Annotated in this window: 15 protein-coding genes and 1 tRNA gene; 13 read left to right on the forward strand and 3 right to left on the reverse strand. The window is 37.6% G+C overall.

Annotation, left to right across the window (positions count from 1 at the left end):
• The first annotated feature begins 39 nt into the window (after window positions 1-39).
• From ABN099_RS17270 to ABN099_RS17315, 10 genes are all read left to right on the forward strand, one after another.
• Window positions 40-1410: an MFS transporter gene (locus tag ABN099_RS17270; protein WP_349465616.1), complete on the forward strand. Its 1371-nt coding sequence runs from the start codon at window positions 40-42 to the stop codon at window positions 1408-1410.
• Window positions 1400-1807: a hypothetical protein gene (locus ABN099_RS17275; protein ID WP_349465618.1), complete on the forward strand. Its 408-nt coding sequence runs from the start codon at window positions 1400-1402 to the stop codon at window positions 1805-1807. The genes ABN099_RS17270 and ABN099_RS17275 overlap by 11 nt, the downstream gene beginning before the upstream one ends.
• 309 nt (window positions 1808-2116) lie before the next feature.
• Window positions 2117-2512 carry a tol-pal system-associated acyl-CoA thioesterase gene (gene ybgC, locus ABN099_RS17280; protein WP_349465621.1) on the forward strand — a complete coding sequence of 132 codons (396 nt, stop codon included), beginning with the start codon at window positions 2117-2119 and terminating at the stop codon, window positions 2510-2512.
• The gene (gene tolQ / locus ABN099_RS17285) at window positions 2512-3198 is read left to right on the forward strand and encodes a Tol-Pal system protein TolQ (RefSeq protein WP_349465623.1); all 687 of its coding nucleotides are present in this window, start codon (window positions 2512-2514) and stop codon (window positions 3196-3198) included. Before ybgC ends, tolQ begins: the two co-directional genes overlap by 1 nt.
• 22 nt (window positions 3199-3220) lie before the next feature.
• The gene (gene tolR / locus ABN099_RS17290) at window positions 3221-3646 is read left to right on the forward strand and encodes a colicin uptake protein TolR (RefSeq protein ID WP_349465625.1); all 426 of its coding nucleotides are present in this window, start codon (window positions 3221-3223) and stop codon (window positions 3644-3646) included.
• A gap of 28 nt (window positions 3647-3674) precedes the next feature.
• Entirely contained in the window at window positions 3675-4745 is a 1071-nt protein-coding gene (gene tolA, locus ABN099_RS17295) for a cell envelope integrity protein TolA (protein WP_349465627.1), read from the forward strand.
• A gap of 142 nt (window positions 4746-4887) precedes the next feature.
• Window positions 4888-6183 carry a Tol-Pal system beta propeller repeat protein TolB gene (gene tolB / locus ABN099_RS17300; RefSeq protein ID WP_349465655.1) on the forward strand — a complete coding sequence of 432 codons (1296 nt, stop codon included), beginning with the start codon at window positions 4888-4890 and terminating at the stop codon, window positions 6181-6183.
• A gap of 58 nt (window positions 6184-6241) precedes the next feature.
• Window positions 6242-6736 (forward strand): peptidoglycan-associated lipoprotein Pal, encoded by a 495-nt coding sequence (gene pal / locus ABN099_RS17305; RefSeq protein ID WP_349465629.1) that lies wholly within the window; start codon window positions 6242-6244, stop codon window positions 6734-6736.
• A 9-nt stretch (window positions 6737-6745) separates the two neighbouring features.
• On the forward strand, window positions 6746-7525 hold the full coding sequence (gene cpoB / locus ABN099_RS17310; RefSeq protein WP_349465631.1) for a cell division protein CpoB: 780 nt from the start codon (window positions 6746-6748) through the stop codon (window positions 7523-7525).
• A gap of 152 nt (window positions 7526-7677) precedes the next feature.
• Window positions 7678-7753, forward strand: a tRNA-Lys gene (locus tag ABN099_RS17315).
• Window positions 7754-8070: 317 nt separating this feature from the next.
• On the opposite strand, the gene ABN099_RS17320 is transcribed toward ABN099_RS17315, so the two are convergent.
• Window positions 8071-8967, reverse strand: coding sequence for an aminoglycoside 6-adenylyltransferase (locus ABN099_RS17320; RefSeq protein ID WP_349465633.1), 897 nt, complete (start codon window positions 8965-8967; stop codon window positions 8071-8073).
• Window positions 8968-9227: 260 nt separating this feature from the next.
• Here ABN099_RS17320 and pnuC point away from each other — a divergent pair, with 260 nt between their 5' ends.
• Together pnuC and aroG are read left to right on the forward strand one after the other, a co-directional pair.
• The gene (gene pnuC, locus ABN099_RS17325; protein WP_349465635.1) at window positions 9228-9953 is read left to right on the forward strand and encodes a nicotinamide riboside transporter PnuC; all 726 of its coding nucleotides are present in this window, start codon (window positions 9228-9230) and stop codon (window positions 9951-9953) included.
• A gap of 245 nt (window positions 9954-10198) precedes the next feature.
• Complete coding sequence (aroG, locus tag ABN099_RS17330) at window positions 10199-11254, forward strand: 3-deoxy-7-phosphoheptulonate synthase AroG (protein WP_349465637.1); 1056 nt, start codon at window positions 10199-10201, stop codon at window positions 11252-11254.
• A gap of 81 nt (window positions 11255-11335) precedes the next feature.
• Here aroG and gpmA read toward each other — a convergent pair whose 3' ends face one another.
• On the reverse strand, window positions 11336-12088 hold the full coding sequence (gene gpmA, locus ABN099_RS17335) for a 2,3-diphosphoglycerate-dependent phosphoglycerate mutase (RefSeq protein WP_349465639.1): 753 nt from the start codon (window positions 12086-12088) through the stop codon (window positions 11336-11338).
• A gap of 402 nt (window positions 12089-12490) precedes the next feature.
• Complete coding sequence (modF, locus tag ABN099_RS17340) at window positions 12491-13957, reverse strand: molybdate ABC transporter ATP-binding protein ModF (RefSeq protein WP_349465641.1); 1467 nt, start codon at window positions 13955-13957, stop codon at window positions 12491-12493.
• A gap of 587 nt (window positions 13958-14544) precedes the next feature.
• On the opposite strand from modF, the gene ABN099_RS17345 reads away from it, so the two are divergent.
• Window positions 14545-14841, forward strand: a 297-nt coding sequence (locus ABN099_RS17345) for a hypothetical protein (RefSeq protein ID WP_349465643.1), incomplete at its 3' end; no start/stop codon positions are given.

Below are 14841 nucleotides of genomic sequence, written 5' to 3' on the forward strand. Positions count from 1 at the left end.
ATTCGTCAATCTTTCGTATTCTATATGCGGAGGATTCTTATGACTTATCGTTACCGTATTGCGCTTATTTTTCTGCTTGGTTTCTTTATCGACTGTATTAATATTTTTATGTCAGCGATAGCACTTCCTGCAATAGCAGAAGATATGCAAGTTTCTATCGTTTCAGTTACTTGGGTGTCAAATAGTTATATTCTTGGTTTAACGCTTATTATTCCATTAAGCCATTGGTTATCTCAACGTTTTGGTATTCGGGCACTGATGGTTACATCAATGCTATTTTTTAGTTTATCAGTAGCGTTGGTAGGGTATTCTCACCATTTTGGCGAACTTATATTTTGGCGCTTTGTACAAGGTATGAGTGGTGGGTTACTAATACCTATTGGACAAGCGCTGACTTTTCAATATTTTCAAGGTCATGAAAGAAGCAAAATATCAACGTTGATTATGGCTGTTGCGCTTATTGCTCCTGCGATTTCACCAACATTAGGGGGATTAATTGTTGATGTAGTATCGTGGCGTTGGGTATTTTATAGCAATATTCCTTTCTCTTTATTTACCGCATTTCTCGCTTTTCTATGGGTAAAAGAGCCGTTACCTACAGGGAAAAATATACCAGATATTAAAGGTGTTATTTTAATTAGCTTAATGATCGTTTCTGGATTATTAGCACTCTCTTCTTATGGTGAATATCATTCACCGCTATTAGCATTGTTTGCTTTAATTCTAACGGTCCTATTCTTTATATTTTATTATCGCCATTATCGATGTCATTCATCTCCGGTTATTAATTTACAATTATTAAAAAATAGAAAGCTTTCACTTTCAATCTTTGTTTATTACTGCATTCCTGGCGTTTTTACTGGCGTTAATATTTTGGCGATATTTTATTTACAGCAGCATTTAGGTTTTACTGGTCAAGGAACGGGTATTTTTATGCTGCTATATGCCATTGGTGCATTTACTGCAATGGTAACCAGTGGTGTGCTTTATAATAAATTAGGCATGAAATACTTATTTATTATTGCACTGTTATTACATAGCACTGGCATTGCTTTGTTAGCTTTAGTTAATGTGCCTAATGACATTACACTACTTATTGTTGCCTATTTAATTATGGGAATTGGTGGTGGAATTGGCGCAAATACAGCGCAAACAACGGCATTATATGATTTCGTTTCACAAGAACTTGTTCAAGCAAGTGTTATTTGGAATATCAATCGTCAAGTCGTTTTCAGCATAGGGGCAACAGTTGTCGCTATGTTATTTAATACCCTCTCTTTATTCAATTCGTCTCAAGCAGCTTATAGCATAACGTTTATCAGTTGCGCTTTTATTGGGATATTACCATTAACGTTATTGTTAACGTTAAAAAAACAGATTACTTCTCAGGAAATACATAATGAATCTTGATACTGACGCAATAATAGAAAGTGTAAAAACGCTTCATAATGCAATTGAAACTATTTTTACTCAATCACCATTATCCATTGAGGCATTAGATAGTATTAAAACACACTTATCAGCAGACTTTTCGATGGTTGGTCTTAGTGGAAAAGAAGCGACTTACGACGAAGTTATCTCTTTGTTCAGTCAAAATGCAGGTAAAAGAGGCAGTCTAAAGATAGAAACAGACAATTATAAAATAATTTACCAGTCCGATTGTTTGGCTACCGTCAGATATCGCGAAATACATCATGAAAATAAGAAAATTCTTATGCGCCAGTCTGTGGTGTTATTGAGACGTAATTCTCATAATGATGATTGGCAATGGTACTACCTACATGAGACTCCAATTGCTAATAATTGATTGATTTGAATAGGAAACCAGCGACTTCGCTGGTTTTTTTATTCTATTAAAAATAATATTAATTATTGGGTTAGTCTATTAATTGCTAATTAGCAAGTGTTTTTATGCTGTACTAATGAAAATATTTTTTCTATTCAGAGCATAAAGCATATTGCGTGTTGCAAAGAAGAGTTTATGATTGGCGGCTGAAAACTGTGTTTTCTATTCTTTACGTTACTATGATTCCCTTAGAGGCACCTCTTAAGTATAGTTGAGTAACCTATAGCGTTATTGTGTATGGACTTAACTCAGGAAAGTAAGGAAAGTATTATGCAGTTTCTTTGGCCTGTTCGTGTTTATTATGAAGATACGGATGCGGGTGGTGTTGTTTATCACGCCAGCTATCTAAAATATTTTGAACGTGCCCGAACAGAACTACTCAGAGAAAAAGGTTTTCATCAGCATGATTTACGGGAGTATGATCATGTTGTATTTGTTGTGCGTAAATTATCAATCGACTATATTGCGCCAGCACGATTAGATGAGCTTCTGCAAGTAGAAAGTGAAATTACCACATTACGTGGTGCATCAATGACATTTTCTCAAAAGCTTATTAATCAAAATGGTTGTTTATTATGTAGCGCAGAGGTTTTAGTTGTCTGCGTAGATTCATCCAAAATGAAGCCAGTTGCGCTTCCTAAGTCCATTATCGCGGAGTTTAAGTAGTGGCTGACATGAATGTTTTCGATCTCTTTCTAAAAGCAGGGCTTTTAGTTAAGTTGATCATGTTACTTTTAATTGGGTTCTCTATTGCATCTTGGGCGATTATTATTCAACGGACTAAAGTCCTGAATGCTGCCGATCGTGAAGCTGTAGATTTTGAAGATAAATTCTGGTCAGGTACAGATTTGGCTCGTTTATATAAAGATAGCCAAGCAAGACGCGATGAATTATCAGGCTCTGAACAGATATTTCATTCTGGATTTAAAGAATTCGCACGTTTACATCAAGCTAGCGTTCATGCACCCGATGCTGTTGTTAATGGTGCAGCAAGAGCAATGCGAGTCTCTTTTAATCGTGAATTAGAATCACTTGAAACTCATATCCCATTTCTAGGTACCGTTGGTTCAATCAGCCCATATATTGGTTTGTTTGGTACTGTATGGGGGATTATGCATGCATTTATCGCTTTAGGTAGTGTAAAACAAGCAACATTACAAATGGTCGCACCCGGTATTGCGGAAGCACTGATTGCAACAGCTATCGGTTTATTTGCGGCTATTCCCGCAGTTATGGCTTACAACCGGTTTACGCAGCGTGTAAATAAACTGGAACAAAGTTACGATAACTTTATGGAAGAGTTCCTGACGATTTTACATCGCCAAGCTTTCGTCTCTGCAGAAAAGAAATAATTAACGCAAAAGGAGAGAGCTGATGGCACGGGGTCGCAGTAGCCGGCGAGGCATAAAATCAGAAATAAACATTGTTCCTTTGCTTGATGTGTTACTTGTGCTTTTGTTGATTTTTATGGCAACAGCACCAATTATCTCGCAGAGTGTAGAAGTTGACCTTCCTGAGGCAACAGATACACAAACAGTTTCAACCTCGGATAATCCGCCAGTGATTGTCGAAGTTGCAGGGATAGGGCAGTACAATATCCGTGTAGACCAAGAGATATTGGAATTGTTGCCACCAGAACAGATTATGGCTGAAGCAAAACAGCAATTGGAAAAAAATCCGAAAGTGGTCTTTCTTATTGGCGGAGCTAAAGATGTTCCTTATGATGAGATAATTAAAGCGCTCAATATGTTACGTCAAGCAGGTGTTAAATCTGTTGGTTTAATGACTCAACCTATGTAAATAGGCTGAAATAAGTTTGGATAATAGCGTGGGAAAGAAGACGAAACCAATCCGAAGTAAACTGAGCGGTTCAGTTATCTTGTCTACCGTCTTGCATTTGCTCGCTGTCGCATTACTTATCTGGGGTTCATTGACTCAGAAATGGGATTTAGGTGGCGGTGGTGGAGAAGGCGGCCAAGTTGTTGATGCTATTATGGTCGATCCTAATGCGGTGGTACAACAGTATAACCAGCAAAAAACACAACAAGCCAGCGTCCAAAAAGCAGAGCAAGAACGAAAAGAGCGTGCAGAGCAACAAGAAGAAGAGTTGCGTCAGCAGCAGCAAAAAGAGCAAGAGAAATTAAAAACATTAGAAGTTGAACGTCTGCAAGCGAAAGAAGCCGCAGAAGCTCAACGTCGTGAATCAGCAGCAGCCGCTGCAAAAGCGAAAGAAGAACAAAAAGTTGCAGAAGAAGCGGCAGCTCAAGCAAAAACAGAGCGAGATCGCATCTTAAAAGAGCAAGCAGATGCTAAAGCGAAAGCTGAAGCAGAAGCAAAAAAACAAGCAGAATTAGCTGCTAAGCAAAAAGCTGAAGAAGCCAAAGCAAAAGCTGAAGCAGACGCCAAAGCAAAGGCTGAAGCAGATGCCAAAGCAAAAGCTGAAGCTGATGCTAAAGCAAAAGCCGCAGCAGAAGCTAAAGCAAAAGCGGCAGCAGAAGCGAAAGCAAAAGCCGCTGCTCAACAACAAAGTAAAGCAGTTGATAGTTTACTTGATGGTTTAGTTTCAGATGGAAATAATAAACAAGCTGGCGCTTCAGCAATGGGGCAAGGTGGCGGTAATCGTACAGGTGCAAATGGCGAAGGTATAGATCGCTATAAAGGCCAAGTCAAAGCGGCTATTGAACAGAAATTTATTGATCCTGAATTATATAAAGGCAAAACTTGTGAGCTGAAAGTAAGTATTGCACCTGATGGTCTATTGATAAGTGCAAAAGCAGTAGGCGGTGATCCAGCTTTATGCCAAGTGGCATTAAGAGCAGCCAATACAGCTAAATTACCTAGACCACCAAAAGATATTTACGAAGAGGTTAAATCACCAGTAATTGAGTTTAAGCCATAAAACACTCTGATAGTAGGAAAACATACGCGAATTTATAGCTATTTTAAGATGTTATTGATGCGTTGTATGGTGTTGTTGAAAAGCGTTTGTTACTATTCTGTACGTTATTGCGTAATAACCGCAATAATAAAAGGGAGACATGATGAAGCAGGCATTAAATGTTATTTTTGGACTTTTAATTTTATGCGTTACGGCACTCGCTAACGCTGAAGTCCGAATTGAAATTACACAAGGGGTGAATACTGCGCGCCCTATCGGTGTTGTTCCCTTTAAATGGGAAGGCAACGGTCAAATGCCAGAAAATATTGCTGGTATAATTGCAGCTGATTTACGCAATAGTGGTAAATTTAACCCTATTGATGTAACACGTATGCCTCAGCAACCGGTTACTGCATCAGAAGTTCAGCCTGCACTTTGGACAAGCTTAGGTATCGACTCTGTTGTTGTTGGTCGTGTTCAACCTTCTGCTGATGGTCAGTATTTGGTCAGTTATCAGTTAGTTGATGTTGCTGGTTCACCAGGCGCTGTATTATCGCAAGGTGAATATAAAATCCCAGCTAAATGGCTGCGCTATTCAGCACATACGGCTAGTGATGAAGTCTTTGAAAAATTAACAGGTATTCGTGGTGCATTCCGCACACGTATTGCCTATGTCGTTGTGACAAACGGTGGTGCATATCCGTATGAACTGCGTGTTTCTGATTATGATGGATTTAATCAAGATCGCGTTTATCGTTCATCTCAGCCATTAATGTCACCCGCATGGTCACCAGATGGTGCTAAACTTGCTTATGTAACCTTTGAAAGTGGTCAATCTGCGTTAGTGGTACAAACATTAGCAACGGGTGAAATCCGTCAAATTGCGTCTTTCCCAAGACATAATGGCGCACCAGCATTTTCACCTGACGGCTCTAAATTAGCATTTGCACTGTCAAAAAGTGGTAGCTTAAATCTGTATGTGATGGATTTGGCTAGTGGCAGTATGACCCAAGTCACTAATGGTAGAAGTAACAATACTGAACCAGCTTGGATGCCAGATGGACAAACCTTAGTCTATACTTCAGATCAAGGTGGAAACCCTCAGATTTATAAAGTTAATATTAACGGTGGAACACCAGAACGTCTTACTTGGGAAGGGAAACAGAATCAAAACCCAGCAGTAAGCCCAGATGGTAGTTTCTTAGTTATGGTGAGTTCTGCAAGTGGTAGGCAACATATCGCGAAGCAGGATCTGGAAACGAACGCAGTAGAATATCTGACGGATACGTTTCTGGATGAAACGCCAAGGATCGCGCCTAACGGCACAATGGTGATTTATAGCTCTACTCAAGGGTTAGGCACTATTTTGCAGCTAGTATCGACTGATGGACGTTTCAAAGCGCGTCTTCCGGCGACTGATGGACAGGTAAAATCACCTGCCTGGTCTCCGTTTATGTGATGCATAAGAATTATGTGAATGAATTATGTATGGCAAACAAATAAAGGAACAAATAGAGATGCAATTAAACAAAGTATTTAAAGGGTTGATGTTAGCATTACCACTCGTTGCTGTTGCAGCTTGTAGCTCAAACAAAAACGAAGATCAAACAGATACTAACAATGTACCAGTTGTTGAACAAGGTCCTACTGCTGAAGAATTAGCACGTCAGCAATTAGAGCAACTGAAACAACAAAACATCGTTTACTTTGGTTTTGATAAATATGACATTAGCTCAGACTACGCTACCCTGTTAGATGCGCACGCAGCATTCCTGCGTTCAAATCCATCAGTGAAAATCACTGTAGAAGGTCATGCTGACGAACGTGGTACTCCAGAATACAATATCGCTCTGGGCGAACGTCGTGCAAACGCAGTGAAAATGTATCTGCAAGGTAAAGGCGTTTCTGCTGATCAACTGTCTATCGTTTCTTACGGTAAAGAAAAACCAGCAGTACTGGGTCATGACGAAGCCGCTTACGCGAAAAACCGTCGTGCAGTACTGGATTACTAAGAGAACGGCATGAACAACAGTAACTTCAGACCTTTCTTGATGAGTCTGTTGTTACTGGTTGGCGTAGCGGCTCCTGTAGCCGCTATTGCCCAAGCGCCAATCAGTAATATCGGTTCTGGTTCGACCGACGAACGACTCACCCAACTTGAGCGTTTCTCTAATGCTCACAGCCAGCTTTTGACCCAATTACAGCAACAACTCGCCGATTCTCAGCGTGATATTGATATGTTGCGGGGACAAATTCAGGAAAATCAATACCAACTAAATCAAGTTGTAGAACGCCAACGCAATATCTATCAACAATTAGATAGCCTTGGTGGTGGTACAACCTCTAGTGCAACTGCACCAACAGAGGCAACACAACCTGATAATAGCGCTTCTTCAACACCTGCGGCTGCAACGAGCGGTTCAACAGGGGATGAAAAAGCAGATTATAATGCAGCAATTGATATCGTATTGAATTCAAAAGATTACGATAAGGCAATTGTTGAATTAAACAACTTTATCAATAATTATCCAAAGTCTAGTTATCAATCAAATGCACATTTTTGGTTGGGACAGATGTATTACCTGAAAGGTAATAAGGATCAGGCAGCAAGCACTTTTGCTATTGTTGTTAAAAACTATCCAAAATCTCAAAAAGCAAGTGAGGCCTTTTATAAAATTGGTCTGATTATGCAAGAGAAAGGGCAAAAGGATAATGCTAAAGCCATTTATCAACAAGTGGTGAAGCAATATCCAAATAGCGCTGGAGCTAAGTTAGCTCAGAAGCAGCTAGGAACACTTTAATTATTGACCCCGTAATGCATAATATTGCATTTTCGGGGTTAAATGATTGTTTTTTAAGCGGTTGATTGTTTTTTTGAAAAAAAACATTGCACAAAAACATTAAATCAGTATTATTAGCCGCCGTTGCCACAGATATGTGGCGTACTCGAAAAGGGTCGTTAGCTCAGTCGGTAGAGCAGTTGACTTTTAATCAATTGGTCGGGCGTTCGAATCGCCCACGACCCACCATTTTCGAGTCCCTTTCAGTCGTTGTTGAAATGGGTCGGTAGAGCAGTTGACTTTTAATCAATTGGTCGGGCGTTCGAATCGCCCACGACCCACCATTTCAAATTGTGTATTTCAACATTCAGCTCTTCAATTGTTATTTCCCCAATCTAATCACCAGAAACCTGCCTTAAAATAAAGTAAAAAACTAAGCCGTAATCACTAAGCTGTAATCACGAAACATAACTTATATTGCGACCTCGCTAGTGCTTTTGTTCCTCTCTACTTGTTAAAGAGTAGCTTTCTCCAAGCAGAAAAAGCTATCTCAATTTTATGCAAGCTTATAACGCTAATTCATGGTGGCAAATAATCGCTGAGGTGATTTGCTGGTATTCGTTTTCAGTCAAAAACTCATTATCAATAAACCAATTACTAATAAGTTTTTGTGCAGCTGTAGCTGTATCAATTGGTAAACCAAATCGCTGTGATGCATTGGCAAAAAACGCCATTAAAATGGATAACGCTGCCGCCGCTTCATAGGGCGTGCTCATCGCTAATGTGCTCTCTAATGAACGCAATGAGTAGAATTTAGGTAGCCACTCTCTTAAATGTTTTCCTTGATACCACACATCTTGAGCTGAAGATTGCAAAGCAACTTGCTCAAGTAGACTCATTAACCACTCTCGCATATCTCCCATGCGATTTTCAGCACACCAAAGTTCATGGCGTAAAATGGCTACAGCAACCTGTGTCGCTTCAAACCAAAATTCTTGAGCATTAGCACTAGCTTGCTTTTTTGTAAGCTTAGGTGGCGTTATGGTGCTAATTTCAGGAAGTTCATCACATAAACCTGTTTTATCTAGCAAAACTTGATAGCCTCGCTGGTAAACTGGACTAAGACCATCTATTTTCATAGCAGATATACGCAGAGGTTCTGCCATCATAATATCCATTTTTCGACCTTGAGCTAAAACGTGTAAGTATATCGGCCACTGCTTACCTTCAGGATCTTCACATTCTAGTGGCAGGGTAACGAGCGCATTACCAAATTGGTTTAGCCAATGCTGGTCTTTTGCAAGTTCAGTTGCACCATGACCAATAAGTTCTATATCGATGTCTGAATAGCTATCGATTTTTTTGTTACGACCTAATGAGCCTGTTAATACAACAGCCTCAATTCTTGGGTCAAGCAAAGCAAAAGACAGGATGCTATCTATTAAACGTGTTGTTGGCTCCATATTTCTCTCTAGTAATTAAAACTGAATTAAAGTTATTTATTATTTTATATATCGTTATCGTTTAAAAATTGGTCAGAATAATTTGTTTAGTATGTAAAACATTGGTTTGTTTTTATTTTAAATTTATAAGAATATGTTCAGTATTGAAAACACAGTGCTATTATAAATATGAATTTATAATATATCTTCTCTACTTTGCAAAGATGTCGCAATAACCCATATTTTATTTTTTTATTCTATTATTTAGGCGGGGTTGTAAAATGGATGTTATGAGTTGGTTTAGTATCAACAATATTTTAGTCAATATCCCATTAGGTAAAGAGGGATATGCGCTCTCTTGGATTGAAGCAGTGGGAACCATTGCTGGGTTGTTATGTATTTGGCTTGCAAGTCAGGAAAAAATTATTAATTACCTATTTGGATTAATTAATGTCACCTTATTTGCCATCATTTTCTTTCAAATCCAATTATATGCCAGTTTATTACTTCAAATTTTCTTCTTCGCTGCTAATATCTATGGCTGGTATGCATGGAGTCGTGTTAATGATTTCCAACAAGCAGAGCTAAAAATTCGTTGGCTAAAGTCGAGTCATCGTCTTTTTCTAATCATTGTCTCGATTGCTGCAATAGCCGCATTAACACTGCATATTGATACGGTATTTGGTTATCTCGCGGTTATTGCTGTTGATATCCTCAATACCTTTGGTGCGGCTTTACCAGCGCCTGTGCTTGAGCCTGACGCTTATCCGTTCTGGGATTCAACCATGACCGTGCTTTCTATTTTAGCAATGATATTAATGACTCGTAAGCTGGTAGAAAACTGGCTAATTTGGTCGGTTATTAATGTAATTAGTATAGTGATATTCTATAAACAAGGTGTTTATGCCATGTCGGTTGAATACATTATTCTGTTAGCTATTGCTATTAATGGTTCTCGTTTGTGGATGAGAACGGCAAAAAGATCACGCCGAAATATTTACCTCTAAAAATAAAAATAGGCTGGTAGAGTTATCTTTCTATCCAGCCTTACCATTCATTGCTTTTATTCTTATCTTTTCTGAAATTTCAAATCATTATTTTGCTTAAATGCGCCATTACCATTTAGCTTATCTTTTTAATAAGCGAATTATTGGTGCTTTCGGTAGAAAGAGTGTTTACAGATAGAAAATGAATGGTTAGATTGAGAAAGCATAATAACATCAATTAAACAACATAGAGTGGATACACGGGAATGAATTACCAAAATGATGACCTTAAAATAACACAAATTAACGAACTTTTGCCGCCAGTTGCGCTATTGGAAAAATTTCCAGCAACAGACAATGCTGCCTTTACAGTTCGTCATGCCCGTGAAGCTATTCATCAGATTTTAGCTGGAAAAGATGATCGCCTATTAGTGGTGATTGGGCCTTGTTCTATTCATGATCCTAAAGCAGCATTAGAGTATGCTCAGCGTTTAAGTGTGATTAGAGATGAACTTAAAGACAAGCTTGAAATTGTTATGCGTGTTTACTTTGAAAAACCACGTACAACAGTAGGCTGGAAAGGATTAATTAACGATCCTCATATGGATAGTACCTTTGATATCAATGAAGGTTTACGCATCGCTCGTGATCTTTTACTGACAATCAATGATAAAGGCTTACCAACAGCGGGTGAGTTTTTAGATATGATAACGCCACAGTACGTTGCAGATTTAATGAGTTGGGGCGCAATTGGTGCACGTACTACTGAATCCCAAGTTCACCGTGAATTATCTTCAGGCCTCTCTTGTCCTGTTGGATTTAAAAACGGTACTGATGGCACAATTAAAGTTGCAATAGATGCAATTAATGCCGCTGGTTCACCACACTGTTTTCTTTCAGTGACCAAATGGGGACATTCTGCGATAGTGCGCACAGCGGGGAATGGTGATTGCCATATTATTTTACGTGGTGGTAAAGAGCCTAACTATAGTGCAGAACATGTTGCCGCGGTAAAAGAAGGGCTGAAGAAAGCAGGTTTACCACAAAATGTTATGGTCGATTTCAGCCACGCTAACAGCTGTAAGCAATTTAAAAAGCAAATGGAAGTGGGCGCGGATATCTGCCAGCAAATTAGTGGTGGTGAAAAATCACTTATTGGTGTGATGATCGAAAGTCATTTAGTAGAAGGTAGCCAATCTTTAGAAAGCGGTGAACCTTTAGTGTATGGCAAAAGTGTCACTGATGCATGTATTGGCTGGAATGACACTGAAACGCTATTACGCCAATTAGCAGACGCTGTTGTTGTTCGTAGAAATAAATAATAAAACACTTATTTTAAATTTATAAAAAATGCCACTTTAAAGTGGCATTTTTTTATTTAATACAAGGTTAAAGAGACGAAATTATTTCGCTTTACCTTGGTTAGCAACGGCTGCTGCTTTTGCTGCGATTTCTTCAGCATTACCTAAGTAGTAACGTTTGATTGGTTTCATATTTTCATCAAATTCGTAAACTAAAGGTACAGCTGTTGGGATATTCAGCTCAAGGATTTCATCTTCACCCATGTTGTCTAGATATTTAACTAGAGCACGCAGTGAGTTACCGTGAGCAGCAATAATAACTTTTTCGCCAGATGCTACGCGTGGTTTGATAACTTCTTCCCAGTATGGAGTAACACGGTCGATAGTCAGTGCTAGGCTCTCTGTTACTGGCAGTTCAGCCGCAGTTAAAGAGGCATAACGAGGATCTTTACCTGGGAAACGTTCGTCATCTTTAGTTAATTCTGGTGGTGTGATTGCAAAACCACGACGCCATTGTTTAACTTGCTCATCACCATATTTTTCAGCGGTTTCAGCTTTATTTAAACCTTGTAACGCACCGTAATGACGTTCGTTCAGTTTCCAGCATTTTTCAACTGGCAGCCATTGTTGATCAACTTGATCAAGAATATTCCACAGGGTGTGAATTGCGCGTTTCAGCACAGAAGTATATGCGTAGTCAAAAACAAAACCTTCAGCTTTCAGCAGTTTACCTGCTTCTTGCGCTTCATTACGGCCTTTTTCGGACAACTCAACGTCAGTCCAGCCTGTAAAACGGTTTTCTTTGTTCCATACACTTTCACCGTGTCGAACTAGCACAAGCTTAGTTACTGCCATAGTTTAGACTCCTATAATTACTTTCTTAATATAAGTTTAAAATCAGCTTACAATCATTATATGGATCATCGACAAGAACGCCAAACATAAGTGACAAAACAAGGGGGATTAAGTCAAAAATAGCGTTCGTTCGATGAATTATTGCACAGTTGTCACACCTTTTGCTTAATCGATCAAGCTATTAATCTAGCTGGTTCGGCGTAAAAAAACAAAATATCCATTTTGTATAAAAAATAGGCGAAAGTGACGCCACTAAAAACCATGAATTTCTTACTCATTTTTGGTTAAAAAATAAGTGAAAAATCATGGGATTTTAAATCAAAAGCTAAAGCCAAATTAGGATCTAAGTTTACACTTAACGCCTTAAATCATTGCCCTGATTATGACAGCAAAAATTCATATTTAACAAATTTCTTGCTGATAACGATAAATTTCACCATCTTTAATAAAGCTAAGTCGGTGAGTAATACATAAAGGTGCATCTTCTTGATGATGGCTAACGAATAAAAGCTGAGTATTGCTATTGCTGATCATGATATCGATAAAGCGCTGCACTAATAGGCGATTAGTGGTATCTAAGCCTTGCAAAGGTTCATCAAGAATAAGCAGTGTTGGGTGTTTAACTAAAGCTCTTACGATCAATATTAAACGTTGTTGACCCCATGAAAGAGAATGAAATGGACTATTTGCTTGTGTTGTTAAACCAATTAATGTGAGCCACTCATCAGCAAGTTTAAGTTGTTTATCGCTAATTGCCTGATAAATACCAATTGAGTCATGAAAACCTGAAATAATTACATTTTTCACGCTAGAAGAGACACGATAGCTTTGATGTAAGGCATTGCTTACATAACCAATATGTCGCTTAATTTCCCATATGGTCTCACCACTTCCTCTTTTACGACCAAATAAAGTTAAATCATTACTATAACCCTGAGGATGATCGCCTGTTATTAAGCTTAACAAGGTAGATTTACCTGCGCCATTAGGACCTAAAATTTGCCAATGTTGTTGTGGTTTCACTTCCCAGCTTAAATGATGAAGAACAGGTTTATCGTTATAACTGACTATCGCCTCGTTAAGTACAATAGGGGAAAGTGTTGGTGGCAATGCAGGGATCGCATCTGGAGAATCTTGTACTGGTAGCGTGAGATCTTTTAATGTTTCACTGTGAGATAATTGCCGAATAACAGAATCAGAAAGAATTTGTTGTTTTTCTCCTTGAGCAACTAATTCGCAATTAATTAATAGACCTGCATGCTGAATAAAATCTGGAATATCATTAAAGCGATTTAAAATAAGGACTATTGTTAGATTTTGTTGATGTAATAGTGCCAATAGTTCATTTAAAGCACGACGAGAATCAACATCTAATCCATCAAATGGCTCATCTAGAATTAATAAATCAGGTTGATTCATTAGAAGTTGAATAAGCAGTACTTTGCGTGACTCACCAGTAGAAAGATATTTAAAGCGTCTTGATAACAAGTATTCAATGCCAAATTGCTTCGCTAACAATAAACAACGCTCGTTATCTTTTATTTGCATCTGTATCACTTCAGCAGCGGTTAAACCGGTATCTTCCTCGCCTTCACTTAATAAATCCGTATTATTGCGTCGCCATTCGTCTTCGATCATTTTTTGTAGTTTTTCAAACGAAAGGCTAATAGGGTGAGTAAAGGTGTTTATTAGCTCACCAGATAACAAAATACCTTCTTGGCATAGCGCATTAGCAAGTGCGGTTTTTCCACTGCCATTACTTCCTACAAATGCCCAGCTTTCACCTTTATAAATAGCTAACTTACTAATTTGTAAGCAAAGTGTGTCACTTAATCGAAACTGTGTGTTCTTGAGTTGCAAGCATTTCATTATTATTATCCTTAGTTTTTTAATGTAAGCTAAGTGCAAGTTAAGTATCTACCAATATCGGGTTAATAAAAAATTGTCAATATGGCAATCAAAGATTCAACAATAAAAATATTATTTATTGATGCTACTGAAAAAAATCAAATGCCATTCTAGAAAAGATACTTTTTTAAATTTTTTAATTAATAAAAAAATAAACAAATATAATTGTATTAGAAAACATTAAAAATCAACGAGATGAAATTTTAGCAATTATCTAAAACACTGAATAGATAAATCAATCAGAAATAATAAAATTAATATTTTAAAATATGGGTTTATTAGTGAGTTTAATAGTATAAATATATAAGATGATAATATGTTATTTGGTTTGAATTTAATTGGCTAATATAAAGAATAGAAAATATTATTTTAAGTGATGTGCGAAATATCGTATGTTTTATAGCCAGTAAGTGCATTAATAGTAGGTATATTATTTTTTTCTAAAAAACCATTAGTAAATAAAATGTTTTTTTAGCTAATATCATTAAAAATTAATTACAGCTATTTATCTTTATCTGTTTTTTTATTATTGAAAGCCGGAGGCTTTTATGTATGAAAAAAATATCTCTAGAAAACAGCGTTTAATTAGTTATAGCATTGTTTATTTAATTGCTATTTACCCATTACATCCTGCATGGAGTTCTATTATTACTCCATCTAATCAAACAATAAAGATTAGTCAACAAAATACTATTCCTCTTATTAATATTACAACACCTAATGATATCGGTGTTTCTCATAATCAATTTCACGCTTTTAATATTGGTAAACCAGGCGTTGTTATTAATAACGCAATAAGCCCTGTTAGTTCTCAATTAGCAGGGCTGGTTAATGCTAATCCCAAT

Source organism: Proteus hauseri (assembly GCF_040139125.1).
GTDB classification, from domain to species: Bacteria; Pseudomonadota; Gammaproteobacteria; order Enterobacterales; family Enterobacteriaceae; genus Proteus; species Proteus hauseri_B.

Excerpts from the sequence above, each read along its gene's own strand:
- ABN099_RS17270 (WP_349465616.1), top strand. The coding sequence starts at position 40 with ATGACTTATCGTTACCGTATTGCGCTTATTTTTCTGCTTGGTTTCTTT.
- pnuC (WP_349465635.1), top strand. The coding sequence starts at position 9,228 with ATGGATGTTATGAGTTGGTTTAGTATCAACAATATTTTAGTCAATATC.
- ABN099_RS17275 (WP_349465618.1), top strand. The coding sequence starts at position 1,400 with ATGAATCTTGATACTGACGCAATAATAGAAAGTGTAAAAACGCTTCAT.
- ybgC (WP_349465621.1), top strand. The coding sequence starts at position 2,117 with ATGCAGTTTCTTTGGCCTGTTCGTGTTTATTATGAAGATACGGATGCG.
- tolR (WP_349465625.1), top strand. The coding sequence starts at position 3,221 with ATGGCACGGGGTCGCAGTAGCCGGCGAGGCATAAAATCAGAAATAAAC.
- aroG (WP_349465637.1), top strand. The coding sequence starts at position 10,199 with ATGAATTACCAAAATGATGACCTTAAAATAACACAAATTAACGAACTT.
- ABN099_RS17320 (WP_349465633.1), bottom strand. The coding sequence starts at position 8,967 with ATGGAGCCAACAACACGTTTAATAGATAGCATCCTGTCTTTTGCTTTG.
- modF (WP_349465641.1), bottom strand. The coding sequence starts at position 13,957 with ATGAAATGCTTGCAACTCAAGAACACACAGTTTCGATTAAGTGACACA.
- pal (WP_349465629.1), top strand. The coding sequence starts at position 6,242 with ATGCAATTAAACAAAGTATTTAAAGGGTTGATGTTAGCATTACCACTC.
- tolB (WP_349465655.1), top strand. The coding sequence starts at position 4,888 with ATGAAGCAGGCATTAAATGTTATTTTTGGACTTTTAATTTTATGCGTT.
- cpoB (WP_349465631.1), top strand. The coding sequence starts at position 6,746 with ATGAACAACAGTAACTTCAGACCTTTCTTGATGAGTCTGTTGTTACTG.
- gpmA (WP_349465639.1), bottom strand. The coding sequence starts at position 12,088 with ATGGCAGTAACTAAGCTTGTGCTAGTTCGACACGGTGAAAGTGTATGG.